Raw genomic sequence first — 16,903 nt, forward strand, 5'->3', positions numbered from 1 at the left:
TGACCGCTCGCCGGGCATCTGGCCCGCGATATGCCGGAAAATACGTATTGAAGATCTGCGCCGCTTGCCTGCTTTCCTTACAAAGACCAGGCGACGGCTGGGGTTCGATTACATGCTAGCAAACATATTGCGCAAAACCAAGGAAAGTTTCCACATAGAAGAACGGCCCGCGATTTCACGGAAGTGTCATCCGGCAATTTTTTCAGCAAGCGATGTGCTGCATTTCGGTGCGCACGCTATCGAAATGTTCGGAACGGTGAGTCTGCGAAACGAATAGTCAAATGCGGCAAGCGTTCCTCTTAAACAAATGCATTGAGTGAAGCGTACCTGTCTAAAACGCTTCGTAATCGCTCTGCTTCATCATCGAATGATTCTTAAGACTGGTTTAAGCAAGCGCGGCTACAACGTTTATTGTGAACGGGAGGCGCGTAGTTTTGCGAGATCGAACGCGGTGGTTTCGCGTTAGCTTTCATTGAAACGTCCACGCGGATGGTCGGACCGGGCAACGTCATACGCGCATCCCAACGGCGCTACGGCGAAGCGATGACCATCCCCTTCAACCCGGCAGCAATGCCGGGTTTTTTTTAGCCCCGCCGGCCGTGTTCACGCGGTGCGCCATCGCCCGTTTGCACGACGGCGGCGGGCAGGTCGAAACGGAATGTCGTGCCTTGATGCGCCGCATCGATCAAGCGAATCTCACTGCCGTTCAATTGCAGCATGCGCTTGACGATGAGCAGCCCAAGCCCGCCACGATGCGCACCGCTCGATGCGAACGGACGTTGAAAGAGCGCATCGCGCATTGCGTGCGGTATGCCCGGTCCGGTATCGCTCACCGTGACTTCAACCCTTTCGCCTTTATCGTTCACGGGCGCGAGTGTCACTTCAACGAGGCCATGCTCAGGCGTATGACGAATCGCGTTGTCCAGCAGATTCGTGAGCACGCGCTCGATCATGCCAAGATCCGCGAGCACGCTCGGTAAGCGCGGCGCGATCTGGGCGTTCAAGCGCACGCCGCGCGCCTGTGCCGCGAGTTCGAACTTTTCGAAAACATCTTGCAAGAGATCCGCAAGCGAGAACGGTTCGGCTTCAGGCGCCACCATGCCGTGCTCGAGCCGCGCAAGCTCGAACAGCGACTGCGCGAGATGACCGACCTTGGCACTTTGCGCGAGCGCAATCGACAGATAGCGACGGCGCTCCGTCTCGGCAAGTACGTCGGACTTGAGCGACAGTGTCTCCAGATAGCCATGCAGCGACGAAAGCGGCGTGCGCAAATCATGTGAAATATTGGCGACCATCTCGCGCCGTTCGCGATCCTGCCGTCCAAGCTCCCGCCATTGCTCGCCTATACGCTCGGCCATCTGCACAAAAGCGCCCTCCAGCACGACGATTTCGTCGCGTTCGTCTTGGCGCTTATCGGCTTCGCGGATATCGCGCTGTGCGGATGCAAGCGGCAGCGCAGTCGCGACTGGCTCGCCGCGTGCGTCGAACTTGCGCATCGCTTCGGTCAGGCGGCGCAACGGGCGCGTAACAAGCCCGAAGGCCACGACACCGGCGACGAGCCCGAGCAACGTGACCAGTCCCATCGAAGCGAGTGTGGTGCGCAACACCGCGCTCGCCGACGCCTTCGCGGCAAGCGCGTCGTGTTCCTCGCCGAGCAGCACGATATAGACATAACCGAACGGCGGCTGACCGGGCGCGGCGAGCGGCGCCGCGCTGAATACTTTGCGGTCGTCTTCGCTGCGCGGATCGTCGCCGAGAATCGGCAATGCGTCGCCGTTCAGGAAGCGTCGCACCGGCGCGAGATCGACACGATCGCGTTTCACATGACCCGGCGGCGCATCGTCGGCGCGAATGCGGCCGGTGTCGTCGAGCAGATAGACCTCGACGCTCGGGTTCACCACCATCAACTGGCTAAAGAGCCGGCGCACGGCGGGCGCGTCGATATCGTGGGCGTCGGCGAGCGCGCCGTCATGCGCGATGTGCGCAGCCAGCCCGCGCGATAGGCTTTGAATGACTTCCTTCTCGCGCAGATCGCTTGCACGGATCTGCAGCCATGCGGACGCTCCGCAGCACGCCAGCAGCAGCACGCAGAACACCGCAAAGAGCCGTTGCGACAACGTGAGCTTCACGGTGCGGCACCCTCGCCCTCCGGCGCTTGCGTCGCGAGCTTATAGCCGTGACCCCATACCGTGAGAATGCGTTTGGGATCCGATGCGTCCTTCTCTACCTTCGCGCGCAGCCGGTTGATATGCGTGTTCACGGTGTGCTCATAGCCTTCGTGCCGATAACCCCACACCGCGTTGAGCAGATCCATACGCGAAAACACTTTGTTCGGATGACGCGCGAAGTGATAGAGCAAATCGAATTCGCGCGGCGTGAGTTCGATACGCGCGCCATCGACCCACGCTTCACGCGCAAGCGGATCCATCGCGATGCCCGACACTTCGATGCGCCCGGCATCGTGCCGTGAATCTTTCGCGACGGCATCGACGCGGCGCAGCAACGCCTTCACGCGCGCGACGAGTTCCAGCACCGAGAAAGGCTTGGCAAGATAATCGTCTGCGCCGAGTTCCAGACCGAGTATGCGATGCACTTCACTCGACCGCGCGCTCGTGATGATGATCGGCGTATAGCGCGTCATGGCCCGCGCGCGACGGCATATTTCAAGGCCGTCGACGCCCGGCAACATCAGATCGAGAATCAGCGCGTCCCAGCCGCCTTGTTCGAGCAAGCGCAATCCTTCGGCGCCATCGGCGGAATGCACGACTTCATAGCGCTCGTCGCGCAGGTTGAGACTCAGCACATCGGCGATATGCATGTCGTCTTCGACGATCAGAATGCGTTTCGGATGATCCATGAGCGAATGTCATCGACGGGCAGTGAACAATGCGCGCTAAACACTTTAGCGAAAAATCGGCAATAAATACTTAAAGCGCTGCTTGCCTTGTCATTGTGCAGAAAAGCGCGCGGCCAAGTATCACATTTAATTTAACTTTCGGTGAGGACTCGGGGACACGCGCGCGCCTAAGATCCGGCTATCCCACTCGCACACGAGGATCGCATCATGCCAACCCGCCGCCGCTTTCTTCTGACGGGCACTGCGGTTGCCGCCGCAGCGTTCGGATTGTCCGGGCGGCTGCGCGCGCTTGCCGCCGGATCCGCGCCGCAGACGACTTCGCAGGAGCATTTCGACGTCGTTCATAGCGACGACGAATGGCGCCGCCTGCTCGGCCCCGCACAATTCGATGTTCTGCGCCGCGAAGGCACGGAACGCCCTTATACGAGTCCGTTGAACGACGAACATCGCGCGGGCACCTTCGTTTGCGCGGGCTGCAAGCTTGCGGTGTTTTCTTCGCGCACCAAGTTCGATAGTCATACCGGCTGGCCGAGCTTCTGGGCGCCGCTCGATCATGCAGTCGCGACGCGCGCAGACGGTTCGTTCGGCGTGTTGCGCACCGAAGTGCATTGCAGCCGCTGCGGCGGTCATCTCGGACATGTTTTCGACGACGGACCGAAGCCCACGGGCCTGCGCTATTGCATGAACGGCGTGGCCATGAATTTCACCCCGGGCGCAGCGTAACGCGCACACGGCACATCACGAACAAACTCATTCGAGACCATCATGCTGCTCATCGTCCTGGCCTATCTTGGCGGCGCGCTGACGATTCTCAGTCCGTGCATCCTGCCGGTTCTTCCTTTCGTGTTCTCGCGCGCGGACCAGCCGTTCGTCAAGAGCGGTCTGCCGCTTCTTGCGGGCATGGGTCTCACGTTCGCCGCCGTCGCAACGCTTGCCGCAGTCGGCGGCGGCTGGGTGACGCAGGCCAATCAGTACGGCCGCTGGGCCGCCATCGTGCTGCTTGCGGTGTTCGGCATCACGTTGCTCTTGCCGAGCTTCGCGGAGCGCGTGATGCATCCGTTCGTCACTGCAGGTAATCGTCTGACCGCATTCGCCCAGCGCGGCGACGGCAAGCCGAGCGCGGGTGGTTCGTTCGTGCTCGGCATCGCGACCGGACTTTTGTGGGCGCCGTGCGCGGGCCCGATCCTCGGCCTCGTGTTGACCGGTGCGGCGCTCAACGGCGCGAGCGTCGGCACTACGCTGCTGCTGATTGCTTATGCGGCGGGCGCGGCCACGTCGCTTGCCGTTGCGCTGCTCATTGGCGGACGTGTCTTCACGGCGATGAAACGCTCGCTCGGCGCGGGCGAATGGGTGCGGCGCGGCATCGGTGCGGCGATGCTCGTCGGCGTCGTGGCGATCGGTTTGGGACTCGACACAGGCGTGCTCGCACGTGTATCGACGGTGGCGACATCGGGGATCGAGCAGCATCTCGTCGACAAGCTCTCGAATCGCAATGATGCGATGATGAAGTCCGCGCAGAACGTCATGAAGCCCGCCACTGCGAACGTCGATTCGTCCGCCATGATGCGTGCGAGCACCGAGCAGCCGAAGGCTGACACGCCCGCCGCGTTGCCGGTGGAAGGCACGCTGCCGCCGCTCGATGGTGCGGTGCAGTGGCTCAACTCGCCGCCGCTTACGCGAGAGGCGCTGCGCGGCAAGGTCGTGCTCGTGGATGTGTGGACATACTCGTGCATCAACTGCCTGCGCACGTTGCCGTATGTCAAGACGTGGGCGCAGAAGTATCGCGATCAGGGTCTTGTCGTGATCGGCGTGCATGCGCCGGAGTTCGCGTTCGAGCGCAACGTCGACAACGTGAAGAAGGCGATTGCCGATCTCGGCATCGACTATCCGGTTGCAGTCGACAACAACTATGCAATCTGGCGCGCGTTGAATAACCAGTACTGGCCGGCGCACTATTTCGTCGATGCAAAGGGCAACATCCGCTATCACCATTTCGGCGAAGGCGACTATGCGCATTCCGAGCACGTGATTCAGGAGTTGCTCGCGGAAGCGGGACACGGTGCGGCGCCCTCAACGGCGATGACAGCAAAAAGCAGCGACGATGCCACCGCTCAAGGCGCGATGATGCAGGCCGACAACGCCGACATGCGCTCGCCGGAAACGTATATCGGTTATGAGCGCGCCGAGCAGTTCATGTCGCCGGGCGGACAGACACCCGACCGCATTCACGACTATGGCGCGCCGAAATCGCTCGACGTGAACGACTGGGGCCTTGCGGGTGCATGGAAAGTCGGCGCCGAACATGCGACGCTCGAAGGCACGTCGGGACGCATCGTGTATCGCTTTCATGCGCGCGATCTGCATCTCGTGCTCGGGCCGTCGAAAGATGGCAAGCCGGTACGCTTTCGCGTGAGCATCGACGGCGCCGCCCCCGGCGCTTCGCACGGCAGCGACATTCAGGCCGATGGAAGCGGTATCGTCAAGGAAGAGCGTCTCTATCAACTCGTGCGGCAACCAGGTCCGGTTGGGGATCGCACGTTCACCATCGAATTTCTCGACCCCGGCGTGGAAGCCTATGCGTTCACGTTCGGTTGAGCCCGGTCAAACCCGATTCATCGAGGAGTATTCATGTTGAAGAACACCAGCAAGTCATTCAAGATCGCGAGCGTGGCCGTGCTGTTCGCAGGCGCGTTCGCATTGCAGCGCGTTGCTTATTCGAGCGAGGAAGCCGTAAAGATTCCGCCGCCCGCGCACGATGAAACGGCAGGCGCGGTTCATACGGAAACCGCTGTGTTTGCAGGCGGCTGCTTCTGGGGCGTACAAGGCGTCTTCCAGCACGTGCGCGGCGTGAAGGAAGTGATGGCAGGCTACGCGGGCGGCGCGGCGAACACTGCGCAATACGAACGCGTAAGCGATGGCGACACGGGACACGCGGAGTCCGTGCGCGTGACTTACGATCCGGCACAGGTCACGTACGGCAAGCTCTTGCAGATCTTCTTTTCTGTCGCGCATAACCCGACCGAATTGAACTATCAGGGCCCGGACCACGGCACGCAATATCGCTCGGCTGTCTTTCCGACGAACCAGGCCCAACGCGATGTCGCCAACGCCTATATCGCGCAGCTCGACAGCGCGCATGTGTATCGCGGCAAGATTGTCACGAAGGTCGAAGACTACACGAGCTTCTATCCGGCGGAGAGCTATCACCAGAACTATCTGACCGAGCATCCGGAAAGCCCGTATATCGCAATCAACGATCTGCCCAAGATCGGCAATCTCAAGCAGATGTTTCCGGGTGCCTATCGTCAGGATGCGGTGCTTGTTACGGTCGCGTCCAAATAGGCATCGACGATCGCGAGTGCTTCGGGCATGTTGCGTCGGCCGAAGCCCAGGCGAAAATGCGCGTCGCCATGATCGACTAGCGAGGAAGGCAACAGCAGCACGCCCGTACGTTCGAGCAGTTCAGCGCAGAACTGCTCGGCGTGCCCTTGTTTCAGTCGCACGAAACCGATGGTGCCCGCACGCGGACGATGCCACTCGAAGCGATTCGCGTGACGCGCGAAGAATTCGTCCAGCAAACTCAGATTGCCTCGCGCGATGTTCGTGTTGCGTGCGATCAGCGCCTCGGTATGACGAACCGCGATGGTGGAAAGATACTCGCTCGGCGCGCTATTACTGATGGTCAGATAGTCCTTGAACGTGCTCATGCGTTCGAGCACGGCCGCGCTTCGGGTCGCGATCCAGCCTAATCTCAAGCCCGCCAGTCCGTGCGTCTTCGACAGCGCGCCCAGCGAGATCGCGCGTTCGTACACATCGCACGCTGCGGGCAGACGATCGGCGATATCGTATTCGAGCCCGCGATACACTTCATCGCTGAAGAGCCACAGGTTGTGCTTGCGTGCGAACGCAACGATTGCGTCGAACACCTCGCGCGTGGGCAGATAGCCGGTCGGATTATGCGGCGCGCAAATCACGAGCGCACGCGTCGCGGGCGTGAGGAGCGTCTCCAGTTCGTCGGGGTCGAGCGCCCAGCCCGCTTCTTCACGCGCCTTCCACGGCGAGACCTTTACGCCCATCGCCTCTGCCACCGAGTAATGCGACTGATAGCCGGGCATATGAACGATCATATGATCGCCCGGCGCGAGCATCGAGTGCATGAACGAATAGATCGCTTCCTGCGCGCCCGTATGGACGATGATTTCATCCGCCTGAACGTTCTCGTATAGCGTTGCCAGCGCGCGGCGCAATGCGGGTGCGCCCGGATATTCGGTGTAGCCGAGCCAGGTTTCGCGCAATGCGTCGATCGAACCGGGTTCGAAGGCCAGAAGCTCGCCAATCGACATCGATTCGGGATCGGAGCTGCACAGAAGATGGCGCGCGGTGAATTCGTGCTGCGCGAAGTAGCGTTCCAGTTTGAAGGGCGTCGGTTGCATGATTGGCCGTGTAATCCGGGTCGAAGAAGACCCGAGTTTGCCCTCCGTCATCGAATTCAAAAAGCTAAACTTCCTAATTTGGATTAAGGAACGCTAATGCTCGACTACGCCCTCCTCGATGCACTGCTTGCGGTCGTTCGCAGCGGTTCTTTCGAACGCGCCGCGCGTGAGCTGAACGTCACGCCTTCGGCGGTCTCGCAACGCGTCAAATTGCTGGAGGAACGGGTCGGAAGCCTGCTCGTCAAGCGCGGGCAACCTTGCGAAGCCACGGCATCGGGCGCGCTGTTGTGCCGGCACACCGAACGCGTGCAAATGCTCGAAGCGGAACTCGGCGGACGCATGCCGGCTTTGCCGGGCTCGCCGGGGGAACGGCGCGCGAAGCTGCGTATCGCCGTCAACGACGACAGCATGAGCACCTGGTTCATCGAGGCTGCGGCGGCCTTTTGCGTCGAACGTGAATTGCTGCTCGATCTCGTCGTCGACGATCAGGATCACACGGCGCAGCGCATACGCGAAGGCGACGTGCAAGGCGCGGTCACGACGCTGGCCGAGCCGGTGCCCGGCTGGCGTTCGATCAAGCTCGGACGCATGCGCTATCGCGCGGTATGCTCGCCTGCGTATTTCGCGCGACACTTTTCCGATGGCCTCACGCGCGATGCGTGGCGTAGCGCGCCCTGCGTGAATTTCAACGACAAGGACGAACTACAAAGGCGCTTCATCAAACGTGTGAGCCGCGCGGACATCGAACCGCCCGCGCATGTCGTTCCGCACGGCGCGGCTTTCGTGGGCGCATGCATGTCGGGTCTTGCTTGGGGCATGTGTCCGCAACGCCTGATCGCGCGCGAACTCGAGAGCGGCGAACTGGTTGAAGTGCAGCCCGGTTCGCGTCTCGATGTCGATCTTTACTGGCAGAGCTGGCGTCTTTCGCTCGGCTGGCTCGACGATTTCAGCGCGATGCTGAAGACCCGCGCGAAATCGTTACTCGATTAAGCATCAAGCATCGCGCGTTTCGAACGAATCCACGCGATCGCGATAGAACGCCAGATGATCCTTGATCACCGCGACGGCATCATAAGGCGACTCATAGGTCCACACCGCATTGACAGCCTTATCGCCGCCTGCGGGAATGCTGTAATAGCTGCATTCGCCCTTGTAAGGACAATAGGTAGTGTGCGACGTACGTTCCAGTTGCGACATGTCGACATCTTTGCGCGGTACGTACAGCACTTCGGGATACGATGCCTCGCGAAGTGCCAGCGCGTCAGTCGTATCGACGATCACGCGCCCGCCCGCCTTGACTATCACATGCAAGGGACTGCGGTCGATAGTAATCGGATGATCGGGTCCGGGAATCTTGACGGCTTTATCCATGAGTTTCTGCCTGATTCTTTGGCTGCTCGAGCGCGAAGAAACGCGCGAAGAAATCATGGTAGCGCGCCTGCCGGAAAGACGCACAACACGCCGCGCCATGCAATGCTATGGCGCGGCCTCAGCCCGCGTTAGTGGCCGAAGTAGACCGGCTTGGTGCCGTCATTGTTCATCGGTCGCATGGTCTGCATCGTTCGCATACCCGACGCCGAGGCGCCACCCGCCGTGCCACCGTAAGCGTTCGTGTCCGCGGGCGCTGCACCATTCTGGCGCGAGACGCGGCTTTCAGCAGCCTGAATATCCGACGGATACGACGTCTGATCCGAGCGCGACGGGTCATAACCCGCAGCTTCCACCTGCCGCAAATCCTGCTTGACCTGATCGCGTGATAACGACGAATCGGTTTGTGCGAAGGAAAGAGCCGGCGCCACCACTACGGCGGCGACGGCCAGAGCTTTGACGAACGATTTCATGGCGAATCTCCGGTTTGTAGAAAGCGCGCGATGTTTTCTGCGCGTACTACAAACTCAGCATCGGCCGTGCCCGCGTAGTGATAAATCGCGTCAGCCCGCTTTGTTTTCAATCAGCCTGACGAGCACGTGCAGCAAGCGGTTCGCAGGCGTCGGTACACCGAGCGCCTCGCCGCGTCGCACGATCAATCCGTTCAGATGATCGATTTCGCTCTTCTTGCCGCGCGCCAGATCCTGCGCCGTCGATGAAAACTGATTCGGCATGGTTTCAGCGATACGACGCACGGCGGCATCCACATCGCCGGGGATCGTGACGCCATCGGCTGTCGCGACGGCAAGGCATTCATCGACGATATCGCGCATTGCCCGCGTCACACCTTCGCCTTGAACGAGCTTGCCGTAAGGCATCTGCGTGATCGCTGAAAGGGCGTTATACGCGCAGTTCAACACGAGCTTGGCCCATAAGGCACCGCGCACGTTATCGGAGATTTCGGTCGGCACGCCCGCGTCGACAAACGCGCGCGCCACGGCTTCGCTCATCGTCGACGGTTCGATCACGAGTTCGCCGCGTCCGTGATGCCGTATATGCCCCGGCCCCGCCATCTCCGATGCCACGTACACCACCGCAGCCGCCGCTTCCTGCGGCAGCAGTTCGCGCAGACGCGCCGCGTTCTCCACGCCGTTTTGCAACGACAGCACGAGCGCGTCGCCATCGAGATAAGGCGCCAGGGCTTGAGCCGCGCTGTCGGTATCGGTGGACTTGACGCAGAAGAGCACGAGCTCCGCGCCTTTCACCGCGCTCGCCTCGATGCTTGCGGATACGCGCACGCGTTCGTCGAAATGTTGCGTGTCGAGCCGCAAGCCTTCGCGCATGATGGCCTCGACATGCTGCGGCCGCGCGATCAGCACGACGTCGTGACCGGCGCGCGCGAGCATCCCGCCGTAATAGCAACCGACGGCGCCCGCGCCCATGACGGCGACTTTCATGTTTCCCTTCTCCTTACTAAGTTGGATTGCGTTGCATTGCGTTGTATTGGCGGGCAAAGGCTAACACATGAAATAGTGCGGGCTCAGGCAACCGATGCTTCGCATAACGGATGACGCGCAAACGCTTGCGCGTTGCGACGCAAATCGCGGCGCGTGCCCTGCCTGCGCAACTTTGTGTGCGGACGCACGATAGTCAGTCGAATTAGCGGTGAACCATATTGTTAAACCGGGTCGCGCGGATATACGCTTCTTTCAGCGGATCGACGAGGCTGTCCAGACAAGAATCGACCGCTATGGGGTGGATGCGGATCAGTCCGCATCGGGTAGCTGGAACCTGGGGACCAATATCGGCATGCCGGAGGGCAAGCGCCAGCAGCGCACATTCGGCGGCGCGGCGCACCGAGGCGTCGGGACACACAATGCGCGGGCCATTCCGTTCGGCGACGAACGGCGGGAAGCCTTAAGCGTGGGCGTTATCACGAGAACAAAAAAATGAATCATGGATATGAAGCATCACTCGTCAAGCGCGTAGTCAATCAACTCGTCGCGGGCATCGTGAGCGGCGAATACCAAGACAACGTGCTGCCGCCGCAAGTGCTGCTTTCCAAGAAGCACGGCGTGAGCCGCACCATCATGCGCGAGGCGTTGAGCATTCTCATCTCGCGCCGCATGCTCGACGTGCGGCCCAAAACGGGCACACGCATCAAGCCCGCGCGCGAATGGCTCATCATGGATCCGGAAGTCGCCGAGTGGCGTTTGCGTGCGCTGCCGGACCCGGAATGCATCCGCAGGCTGATCGAATTCCGCGCGCTCGTCGATCCGCCGGCCGCCGCGCTTGCGGCGACGCGCGCGAATCGCCATCAGCGCATCTCGATCAACGCCGCGTATCAGCGGCTCGTGCATGCGAGCCCGTCGGAGGCGCTGCAATCCGCATCGGAAGATGCGTTGCAGGCGGCTATCGTCGAGGCAAGTGGCGACGAATTGCTGCGGCAGATGGGCAGCGTCGTGCGTGTCGGCATCAAGACGATGAAGGCGGCCCTGCGCACTCAGCCGCACGCATTGCCGCGCGTGCCGGACTCGCAGCTTGCCGATTACGGCCGGGTCGTTCGCGCGATCGAAACGAACGACACCGAAGGCGCCCGCATCGCGATGTCGCAGGTGCTCGCGGGCGCCGCGTCGCTGTGGATCGAGGAAATGGCTTAAGCGGCCTGTTCAGCCTTTGCGGGCGTTTTACGCCCTGTCCTTGCCTGCCGCGGCCGCGAAGCCGCCGCATCGTCGTTTATTCACGCCGGGAGCGCATCTTGCGCGCTCCGACTCCGCAGTTTCACCCGCATGCGCCGTTGTGATGACTACAATGGGTGAAGCCCCGCATGCGATGAGTCATGGCCCATCCGTCCCACGGAGCGCCCGGCGTTGAAAAACGGAGGCAGCAATGGCAGAGCTCGAAAAGGAAAAGGTCGTCGACGTCCTGAACAAGATTCTCGAATCCGAACTGGCAGGCGTCGTGCGTTACACCCATTATTCGTTTCTCGTGTTCGGCTTCGGCCGCATTCCGATCGTGTCGTGGCTGCGCGCGCAGGCCGATGAATCGCTGACGCATGCGCATCAGGCCGGCGAATGGATTACGACGATGGGTGCGTATCCGTCGCTGCACATCGGTCCGCTGCTCGACAACCATACGTTCGATATCGCCACGATCCTGCGCGAATCGTTGCAGGCCGAAGAAGTCGCGCTCAATCTGTATCGCGATTTGCTCAAGGTGGTCGAGGGCCGTTCCGTCGCGCTGGAAGAATACGCGCGGCAGATGATTCACGTTGAAGAAATGCATGCGGGCGAAGTGGACAAGATGCTGCGCCGTCCGGGCGAAGTCGATACATCGCCGGAACGCCGGACCGGTCACTCCTGAAGATCGTGCGCATTAAAAACGCCGGTCCGCATGACGCGAACCGGCGCTCTCTCGCAATGCTGCAATGCGCGGAATTACTTCGGCTGCGCCACCGTGCGCAGATAGGGCTTCAGCGTCTTGAAGCCGTCCGGGTACTTCTTCTTCGCGTCTTCATCCGATACGGAAGTCGGAATGATGACGTCCTCGCCCGGACGCCAGTTCACCGGCGTGGCCACCGTGTGCTTCGCATTCAGTTGCAGCGCGTCGAGCAGACGCAGCACTTCGTCGAAGTTGCGGCCCGCGCTCATCGGATATGTGAACGTGGCCTTCACCTTCTTGTCCGGACCGATCAGGAACACGGCGCGGATTGTCGCGTTGTCGTTCGCGGTGCGCGGGCTGCCGCCGCTCGCGTTCGGATGGATCATGTCGTAGAGTTTCGCGACGTTCAGATCCGCGTCACCGATCATCGGATAATTGACCGCGGTGCCTTGCGTTTCCTCGATATCCTTCGCCCACTGCGAGTGATTCGTGACCGGATCGATCGAGAGGCCGATCACCTTCGTATTACGCTTCTCGAATTCCGGCTTAAGCTTCGCCATGTAGCCGAGTTCGGTCGTGCAGACGGGCGTGAAGTCTTTCGGATGCGAGAACAAAATGGCCCACTTGTCGCCAATCCACTCGTGGAAGCGGATCGTGCCTTCGGTCGTTTCCGCAGTGAAATCGGGGGCTTCATCACCAATACGTATGGACATCTTCAATCTCCACGTTAGACAAGATTCCGGTGAGCGTTCCGCACGTCGGGCGGGAACGGATTCCGGGCTGAAATGCGCAACATTCCACGCGATTATAGTGCCCGGCGCATGACAGAGCATCTCGCATCGCAAAGTCCGCAACGCTGGTGCGGACTTGCGATGCAACGGTAAAAATAGCACATGCCAGACGAGCGGCACGCTTCGTGCTGCGTGTCGCTCGCCGTGAACGAGCACTCGCGGCCGATTGCCAAGGTCCAAGCGCCTTGCAGAACTGTTCTCGAATTCCCCTGCAAAATCTGCTATCACGAAACGATATATTTATATGAAAAACCAATCGAACGTGATGCGAATGTGAAGCAGCAAGAAACGCGAAACATCCCGCACTTGAATGGGCGGACAGACTGCGCCGCGCCACCTGGCACGGCCACGCTGCCGTCGCACAGGAGGCGATCGTGACCGTGATGCAAAGAAAGACCGTTGCTGCACTGCAAAGCGAAGCGTCCGAAAACGACGAAGTGGTTCAGGAGGACGGCGGACACGCGCTCAAACGCTCGCTCTCGGCACTCGATGTCGTGATGCTCGGCGTAGGCTGCATCATCGGCGCGGGCATCTTCGTGCTGACCGGCCACGCGGCGGCGACCAACGCGGGGCCTGCCATCATCCTGTCGTTCGTGTGCGGGGCAATCGTGTGCGCGCTTGCGGGCTTGTGCTATGCGGAAATGGCCTCGACCGTGCCGGTCTCCGGCAGCGCCTATACCTACGCCTATGCGACGATGGGCGAACTGATTGCGTGGCTCATCGGCTGGGATTTGATTCTCGAATATGCAGTTGGCGCGACGACTGTTGCAATAGGTTGGTCGGGCTATGTCGTGAGCTTTCTGCATTCCTTCGGCATCGACATACCCGAGCAGTTCGCGAAAGCGCCCTTCTCTTATGAGCCCGGGCACGGCTGGAGTCACGCGGGCGCGGTGCTCAACGTGCCCGCGATGGTGATCGTCGGCCTCATCACACTTCTGCTCGTCGTGGGCATTCGCGAATCGGCGCGCGTGAACAGCGTCATCGTGATCATCAAGGTGTTGATCGTGCTGGCGTTCATCGGCGCGGGCATTTCATATGTCGACACAAGTCATTGGGTCACGGCGAAGAATCCAACAGGCGCATTCATTCCGCCGAACACCGGCGAATCGGGCGTGTTCGGCATGAGCGGCGTGTTGCGCGGCGCGGCGGTCGTGTTCTTCGCCTATATCGGCTTCGATTCGGTATCGTGCGTGGCGCAGGAAACGCGCAATCCAAGACGCGACATGCCGATCGGTCTGCTCGGCTCACTCACCATCTGCACGATTCTCTACGTACTCGTTTCGTATGTGCTGACGGGCATCGTGCCTTATGACAAGCTCAACGTGTCGGACCCGATCGCCGTCGGCGTCGATGCAATCGGCATGCGCTGGCTCTCGCCTATCGTGAAGCTCGGCGCGATCTTCGGTCTCACGTCCGTGATTCTCGTGCTGCTGCTTTCACAGCCGCGTATCTTCTATTCGATGGCGCGCGACGGCCTCTTGCCGCCCTTCGCATCGAAGATCCATCCGCGCTTTCATACGCCCTATATCACGACGATCATCACGGGCGTAGTCGTGATGATTCTCGCGGGGCTGCTGCCAATTGGGCTCGTCGGCGAACTGGTGAGCATCGGCACGTTGTTCGCCTTCATGGTGGTGTGCATCGGCGTGCTCGTGCTGCGCATCACGCAGCCGAATCTCGAACGCGCGTTCAAGACGCCTGCCGTGTATGTCGTCGCGCCGCTGGGCGCGCTTTCGTCGCTCTTCCTCATGGCCGGACTGCCCGCCGATACATGGATCCGGCTCATCATATGGATGGCGATCGGCATCGTGATCTACTTCGCCTACGGCATTCGACACAGCCGATTGCGTCGCGAGCGCGAGGCATCGTCCGGTCAGGCCGTGCAGAGGTGAAATAGAAAGGGGCCGCAATCGCATGCGGCCCCTTTGTCATTGAAGCGCCGGGTCAATACATCGCGTAGATGAAGTTCGAGACCTGCTGGGTTTCCTGATCGGTCGCGCGCAACGCTTGCGCAATGCGGCGGAAGTCCGGCTCCAGCGCCGCGAGCGCATCGAGTCCCTGACGCTGCCAGATCTCCACGAGCGAGCTGATCATGTCTTCCTGACTCACAATCGGCTCGGGCTCGAACACATCTTGCAGATACGACTCGCAGTTCGAATCGAATTGCGTCGGAATGAAGCCCTGAACATCGGGCTTCAGGTTCGCGAGCTTCGATGCGAAGAATTGGTTCAGGTCGGCATCAGTCAAGTTCATACTCCTTCTTCCAGGATTCATCCATTTCGACGGCGGCCTGCTCTTCGCGATAGAGGATGTAATCCCCCAGCACGAGTGCGTCGATCTCGGTTCTCATGAAGCAGCGATAAGCGTCCTCGGGCGTGCACACGATCGGCTCGCCGCGCACATTGAACGATGTGTTGACGAGCACCGGGCAGCCGGTCAATTCATCGAAGGCCTTGAGCACGGAGAACATGCGCGGGTTCACGTCCTGCGTGACGGTCTGAATGCGCGCGCTGTAATCGACGTGCGTGATCGCGGGCACGTCGCTGCGCACGGCATTCACGATTTCGAGCATGTCCTCCGGATCGGCCGCTTCTTCCGGCGTGAGACGGCGCGCTTCCTTGACCGGCGCGACGAGCAGCATGTAGGGACTGTCGGCGTCGATATCGAAATAATCGGCTGCGCGCTCCTTCAGCACGATCGGCGCGAAAGGCCGGAACGATTCGCGGAACTTGATCTTGAGGTTCATGCGCGATTGCGTATCGGCCGCGCGCGGATCGCCGAGAATCGAGCGCGCGCCGAGCGAACGCGGGCCGAACTCCATGCGTCCCGAGAACATGCCGACGATCTTCTCCTGCGCGAGAATCGACGCCACGTGCTGCGCGCCCTCGTCGCCCTCCGGCAGCTTGTGCCAGACCGCGCCTTGCCGCTGCATGAACGAGAGTATTTCGTCGTCGCGATACGCCGGGCCGATGAAACTGCCGCTTTGCGCATCGCTCTGCGGCACCACTTCGCGCCGCTTGCCGCCGAGCACGTTGAAGTCGGCGAGATAGGCCGCGCCGATTGCGCCGCCCGCATCGCCCGCGGCGGGCTGAATCCAGATTTCGTCGAACACGCCTTCGCGCAGAATCTTGCCGTTAGCGACGCAATTGAGCGCGACGCCGCCCGCAAGGCATAGTTTCGTCGCGCCCGTGAGTTGCTTGAGGCCGTGACACAACTTGATCATCACTTCTTCGGTCACGGCCTGGATCGATGCGGCGAGATCCATTTCGCGCCGCGAAATACGTGATTCCGGCGTGCGCGGGGCAGCGCCGAAGAGTTCATGAAAATGATCGTTCGTGAGCACAAGCCCGCGATGAAAATCGAAGTAATCGAGGTTCAGGCGGAACGAGCCGTCTGCCTTGATATCGATGAGATGCTGCTTGATCTTGTCCGCATACACCGGCTTGCCATAGGGCGCCAGGCCCATCAGCTTGTATTCGCCGCTGTTGACCTTGAAGCCGCAATAGAACGTGAACGCGCTATAGAGCAGCCCGAGCGAATGCGGATAGCGAATTTCCTTGAGGATATCGAGCTTCGAGCCGCTGCCGAATGCGAGACTCGTCGTCGACCATTCGCCGACGCCGTCGACGCATAACACCGCTGCTTCCTGAAACGGCGACGGAAAGAACGCCGACGCCGCGTGCGAATAATGATGCCGCGAAAAATAGATCGGCACGTCGTCGCATGCGAGCATTTCGCGAATCTGTTCCTTGAAATAGGGCTTCACGCCGAAGAACGACTTCACCGCCTTCGTGAAGAACGCCTGCGATTGCGGCGCGAAAGCGATCGACGAACGGATGATGCGATCGGCCGTCAGCGCGGGATCGTCATAGAACGCGATGGCCGAGAGATCGCTGCCGTCGATCTCCGCTTCCTCGAGACAGTAGTTGATCGCGCCGGCCGGAAAGCCCGCATCGTGACGCTTGCGGGTGAAACGCTCTTCCTGCGCGGCCGCGATGATCTCGCCGTCCTTGAGGATCGCCGCCGCCGAGTCGTGATAGAAGGCCGAAATGCCGAGTACGTACCGTGCCATT

At 60.9% G+C, this 16,903-nt stretch carries 17 protein-coding genes; 8 read left to right on the forward strand and 9 right to left on the reverse strand.

The window, feature by feature from the left end:
* Positions 1–584: 584 nt before the first annotated feature.
* Together BRPE64_RS17695 and BRPE64_RS17700 are read right to left on the reverse strand one after the other, a co-directional pair.
* Positions 585–2,129 carry a sensor histidine kinase gene (locus BRPE64_RS17695; protein WP_016354865.1) on the reverse strand — a complete coding sequence of 515 codons (1,545 nt, stop codon included), beginning with the start codon at positions 2,127–2,129 and terminating at the stop codon, positions 585–587.
* The gene (locus BRPE64_RS17700) at positions 2,126–2,857 is read right to left on the reverse strand and encodes a response regulator transcription factor (RefSeq protein ID WP_016354866.1); all 732 of its coding nucleotides are present in this window, start codon (positions 2,855–2,857) and stop codon (positions 2,126–2,128) included. The genes BRPE64_RS17695 and BRPE64_RS17700 overlap by 4 nt, the downstream gene beginning before the upstream one ends.
* Before the next feature lie 207 nt (positions 2,858–3,064).
* On the opposite strand from BRPE64_RS17700, the gene msrB reads away from it, so the two are divergent.
* Genes msrB through msrA form a run of 3 tightly spaced genes read left to right on the forward strand, consistent with a single transcriptional unit; the run spans position 3,065 to position 6,199 of the window.
* On the forward strand, positions 3,065–3,580 hold the full coding sequence (gene msrB / locus BRPE64_RS17705) for a peptide-methionine (R)-S-oxide reductase MsrB (RefSeq protein WP_016354867.1): 516 nt from the start codon (positions 3,065–3,067) through the stop codon (positions 3,578–3,580).
* A gap of 42 nt (positions 3,581–3,622) precedes the next feature.
* Positions 3,623–5,452 carry a cytochrome c biogenesis protein DipZ gene (locus BRPE64_RS17710; protein WP_016354868.1) on the forward strand — a complete coding sequence of 610 codons (1,830 nt, stop codon included), beginning with the start codon at positions 3,623–3,625 and terminating at the stop codon, positions 5,450–5,452.
* A gap of 33 nt (positions 5,453–5,485) precedes the next feature.
* Positions 5,486–6,199, forward strand: coding sequence for a peptide-methionine (S)-S-oxide reductase MsrA (gene msrA, locus BRPE64_RS17715; RefSeq protein ID WP_016354869.1), 714 nt, complete (start codon positions 5,486–5,488; stop codon positions 6,197–6,199).
* Here the strand turns inward: msrA and BRPE64_RS17720 are convergent.
* Positions 6,163–7,290, reverse strand: coding sequence for an aminotransferase class I/II-fold pyridoxal phosphate-dependent enzyme (locus BRPE64_RS17720; RefSeq protein ID WP_016354870.1), 1,128 nt, complete (start codon positions 7,288–7,290; stop codon positions 6,163–6,165). The genes msrA and BRPE64_RS17720 overlap by 37 nt on opposite strands.
* 96 nt (positions 7,291–7,386) lie before the next feature.
* Here BRPE64_RS17720 and BRPE64_RS17725 point away from each other — a divergent pair, with 96 nt between their 5' ends.
* The gene (locus BRPE64_RS17725; RefSeq protein ID WP_016354871.1) at positions 7,387–8,280 is read left to right on the forward strand and encodes a LysR family transcriptional regulator ArgP; all 894 of its coding nucleotides are present in this window, start codon (positions 7,387–7,389) and stop codon (positions 8,278–8,280) included.
* 3 nt (positions 8,281–8,283) lie between these two features.
* On the opposite strand, the gene BRPE64_RS17730 is transcribed toward BRPE64_RS17725, so the two are convergent.
* The 3 genes from BRPE64_RS17730 to BRPE64_RS17740 form a co-directional block, all read right to left on the reverse strand.
* Positions 8,284–8,661, reverse strand: a complete 378-nt coding sequence (locus BRPE64_RS17730; RefSeq protein WP_016354872.1) for a DUF427 domain-containing protein — start codon at positions 8,659–8,661, stop codon at positions 8,284–8,286.
* Positions 8,662–8,789: 128 nt separating this feature from the next.
* The gene (locus BRPE64_RS17735; protein ID WP_044042403.1) at positions 8,790–9,131 is read right to left on the reverse strand and encodes a DUF4148 domain-containing protein; all 342 of its coding nucleotides are present in this window, start codon (positions 9,129–9,131) and stop codon (positions 8,790–8,792) included.
* Between the two features lie 90 nt (positions 9,132–9,221).
* Positions 9,222–10,115, reverse strand: a complete 894-nt coding sequence (locus BRPE64_RS17740; protein ID WP_016354874.1) for a ketopantoate reductase family protein — start codon at positions 10,113–10,115, stop codon at positions 9,222–9,224.
* 208 nt (positions 10,116–10,323) lie between these two features.
* Between BRPE64_RS17740 and BRPE64_RS17745 the strand changes: the two genes are divergently transcribed.
* The 3 genes from BRPE64_RS17745 to BRPE64_RS17755 all read left to right on the forward strand — a co-directional run bounded on the left by BRPE64_RS17745 (position 10,324) and on the right by BRPE64_RS17755 (position 12,021).
* Positions 10,324–10,611 (forward strand): hypothetical protein, encoded by a 288-nt coding sequence (locus BRPE64_RS17745; RefSeq protein WP_044042404.1) that lies wholly within the window; start codon positions 10,324–10,326, stop codon positions 10,609–10,611.
* Positions 10,608–11,318, forward strand: a complete 711-nt coding sequence (locus BRPE64_RS17750) for a FadR/GntR family transcriptional regulator (RefSeq protein WP_016354876.1) — start codon at positions 10,608–10,610, stop codon at positions 11,316–11,318. The genes BRPE64_RS17745 and BRPE64_RS17750 overlap by 4 nt, the downstream gene beginning before the upstream one ends.
* Before the next feature lie 229 nt (positions 11,319–11,547).
* On the forward strand, positions 11,548–12,021 hold the full coding sequence (locus BRPE64_RS17755; RefSeq protein WP_016354877.1) for a ferritin-like domain-containing protein: 474 nt from the start codon (positions 11,548–11,550) through the stop codon (positions 12,019–12,021).
* A gap of 74 nt (positions 12,022–12,095) precedes the next feature.
* On the opposite strand, the gene BRPE64_RS17760 is transcribed toward BRPE64_RS17755, so the two are convergent.
* Entirely contained in the window at positions 12,096–12,752 is a 657-nt protein-coding gene (locus BRPE64_RS17760; protein WP_044042405.1) for a peroxiredoxin, read from the reverse strand.
* 461 nt (positions 12,753–13,213) lie between these two features.
* On the opposite strand from BRPE64_RS17760, the gene BRPE64_RS17765 reads away from it, so the two are divergent.
* Positions 13,214–14,722, forward strand: coding sequence for an amino acid permease (locus BRPE64_RS17765; RefSeq protein ID WP_044042406.1), 1,509 nt, complete (start codon positions 13,214–13,216; stop codon positions 14,720–14,722).
* Between the two features lie 52 nt (positions 14,723–14,774).
* Here the strand turns inward: BRPE64_RS17765 and BRPE64_RS17770 are convergent, their stop codons facing one another.
* Both BRPE64_RS17770 and BRPE64_RS17775 read right to left on the reverse strand, forming a co-directional pair.
* The gene (locus BRPE64_RS17770; RefSeq protein WP_016354880.1) at positions 14,775–15,083 is read right to left on the reverse strand and encodes a hypothetical protein; all 309 of its coding nucleotides are present in this window, start codon (positions 15,081–15,083) and stop codon (positions 14,775–14,777) included.
* A complete protein-coding gene (locus BRPE64_RS17775; RefSeq protein ID WP_016354881.1) occupies positions 15,070–16,902 on the reverse strand; it encodes a carbamoyltransferase family protein in 1,833 nt (610 codons plus the stop codon). The genes BRPE64_RS17770 and BRPE64_RS17775 overlap by 14 nt, the downstream gene beginning before the upstream one ends.
* Position 16,903 lies beyond the last annotated feature (1 nt).

It is taken from the genome of Caballeronia insecticola (assembly GCF_000402035.1).
Lineage (GTDB): Bacteria > Pseudomonadota > Gammaproteobacteria > Burkholderiales > Burkholderiaceae > Caballeronia > Caballeronia insecticola.

Coding starts and splice junctions, on each gene's coding strand:
- BRPE64_RS17765 (WP_044042406.1), top strand. CDS start 13,214: ATGCAAAGAAAGACCGTTGCTGCACTGCAAAGCGAAGCGTCCGAAAAC.
- BRPE64_RS17750 (WP_016354876.1), top strand. CDS start 10,608: ATGAATCATGGATATGAAGCATCACTCGTCAAGCGCGTAGTCAATCAA.
- BRPE64_RS17725 (WP_016354871.1), top strand. CDS start 7,387: ATGCTCGACTACGCCCTCCTCGATGCACTGCTTGCGGTCGTTCGCAGC.
- BRPE64_RS17720 (WP_016354870.1), bottom strand. CDS start 7,290: ATGCAACCGACGCCCTTCAAACTGGAACGCTACTTCGCGCAGCACGAA.
- BRPE64_RS17755 (WP_016354877.1), top strand. CDS start 11,548: ATGGCAGAGCTCGAAAAGGAAAAGGTCGTCGACGTCCTGAACAAGATT.
- BRPE64_RS17730 (WP_016354872.1), bottom strand. CDS start 8,661: ATGGATAAAGCCGTCAAGATTCCCGGACCCGATCATCCGATTACTATC.
- BRPE64_RS17760 (WP_044042405.1), bottom strand. CDS start 12,752: ATGTCCATACGTATTGGTGATGAAGCCCCCGATTTCACTGCGGAAACG.
- BRPE64_RS17740 (WP_016354874.1), bottom strand. CDS start 10,115: ATGAAAGTCGCCGTCATGGGCGCGGGCGCCGTCGGTTGCTATTACGGC.
- BRPE64_RS17710 (WP_016354868.1), top strand. CDS start 3,623: ATGCTGCTCATCGTCCTGGCCTATCTTGGCGGCGCGCTGACGATTCTC.
- msrB (WP_016354867.1), top strand. CDS start 3,065: ATGCCAACCCGCCGCCGCTTTCTTCTGACGGGCACTGCGGTTGCCGCC.
- msrA (WP_016354869.1), top strand. CDS start 5,486: ATGTTGAAGAACACCAGCAAGTCATTCAAGATCGCGAGCGTGGCCGTG.
- BRPE64_RS17700 (WP_016354866.1), bottom strand. CDS start 2,857: ATGGATCATCCGAAACGCATTCTGATCGTCGAAGACGACATGCATATC.
- BRPE64_RS17775 (WP_016354881.1), bottom strand. CDS start 16,902: ATGGCACGGTACGTACTCGGCATTTCGGCCTTCTATCACGACTCGGCG.
- BRPE64_RS17770 (WP_016354880.1), bottom strand. CDS start 15,083: ATGAACTTGACTGATGCCGACCTGAACCAATTCTTCGCATCGAAGCTC.
- BRPE64_RS17735 (WP_044042403.1), bottom strand. CDS start 9,131: ATGAAATCGTTCGTCAAAGCTCTGGCCGTCGCCGCCGTAGTGGTGGCG.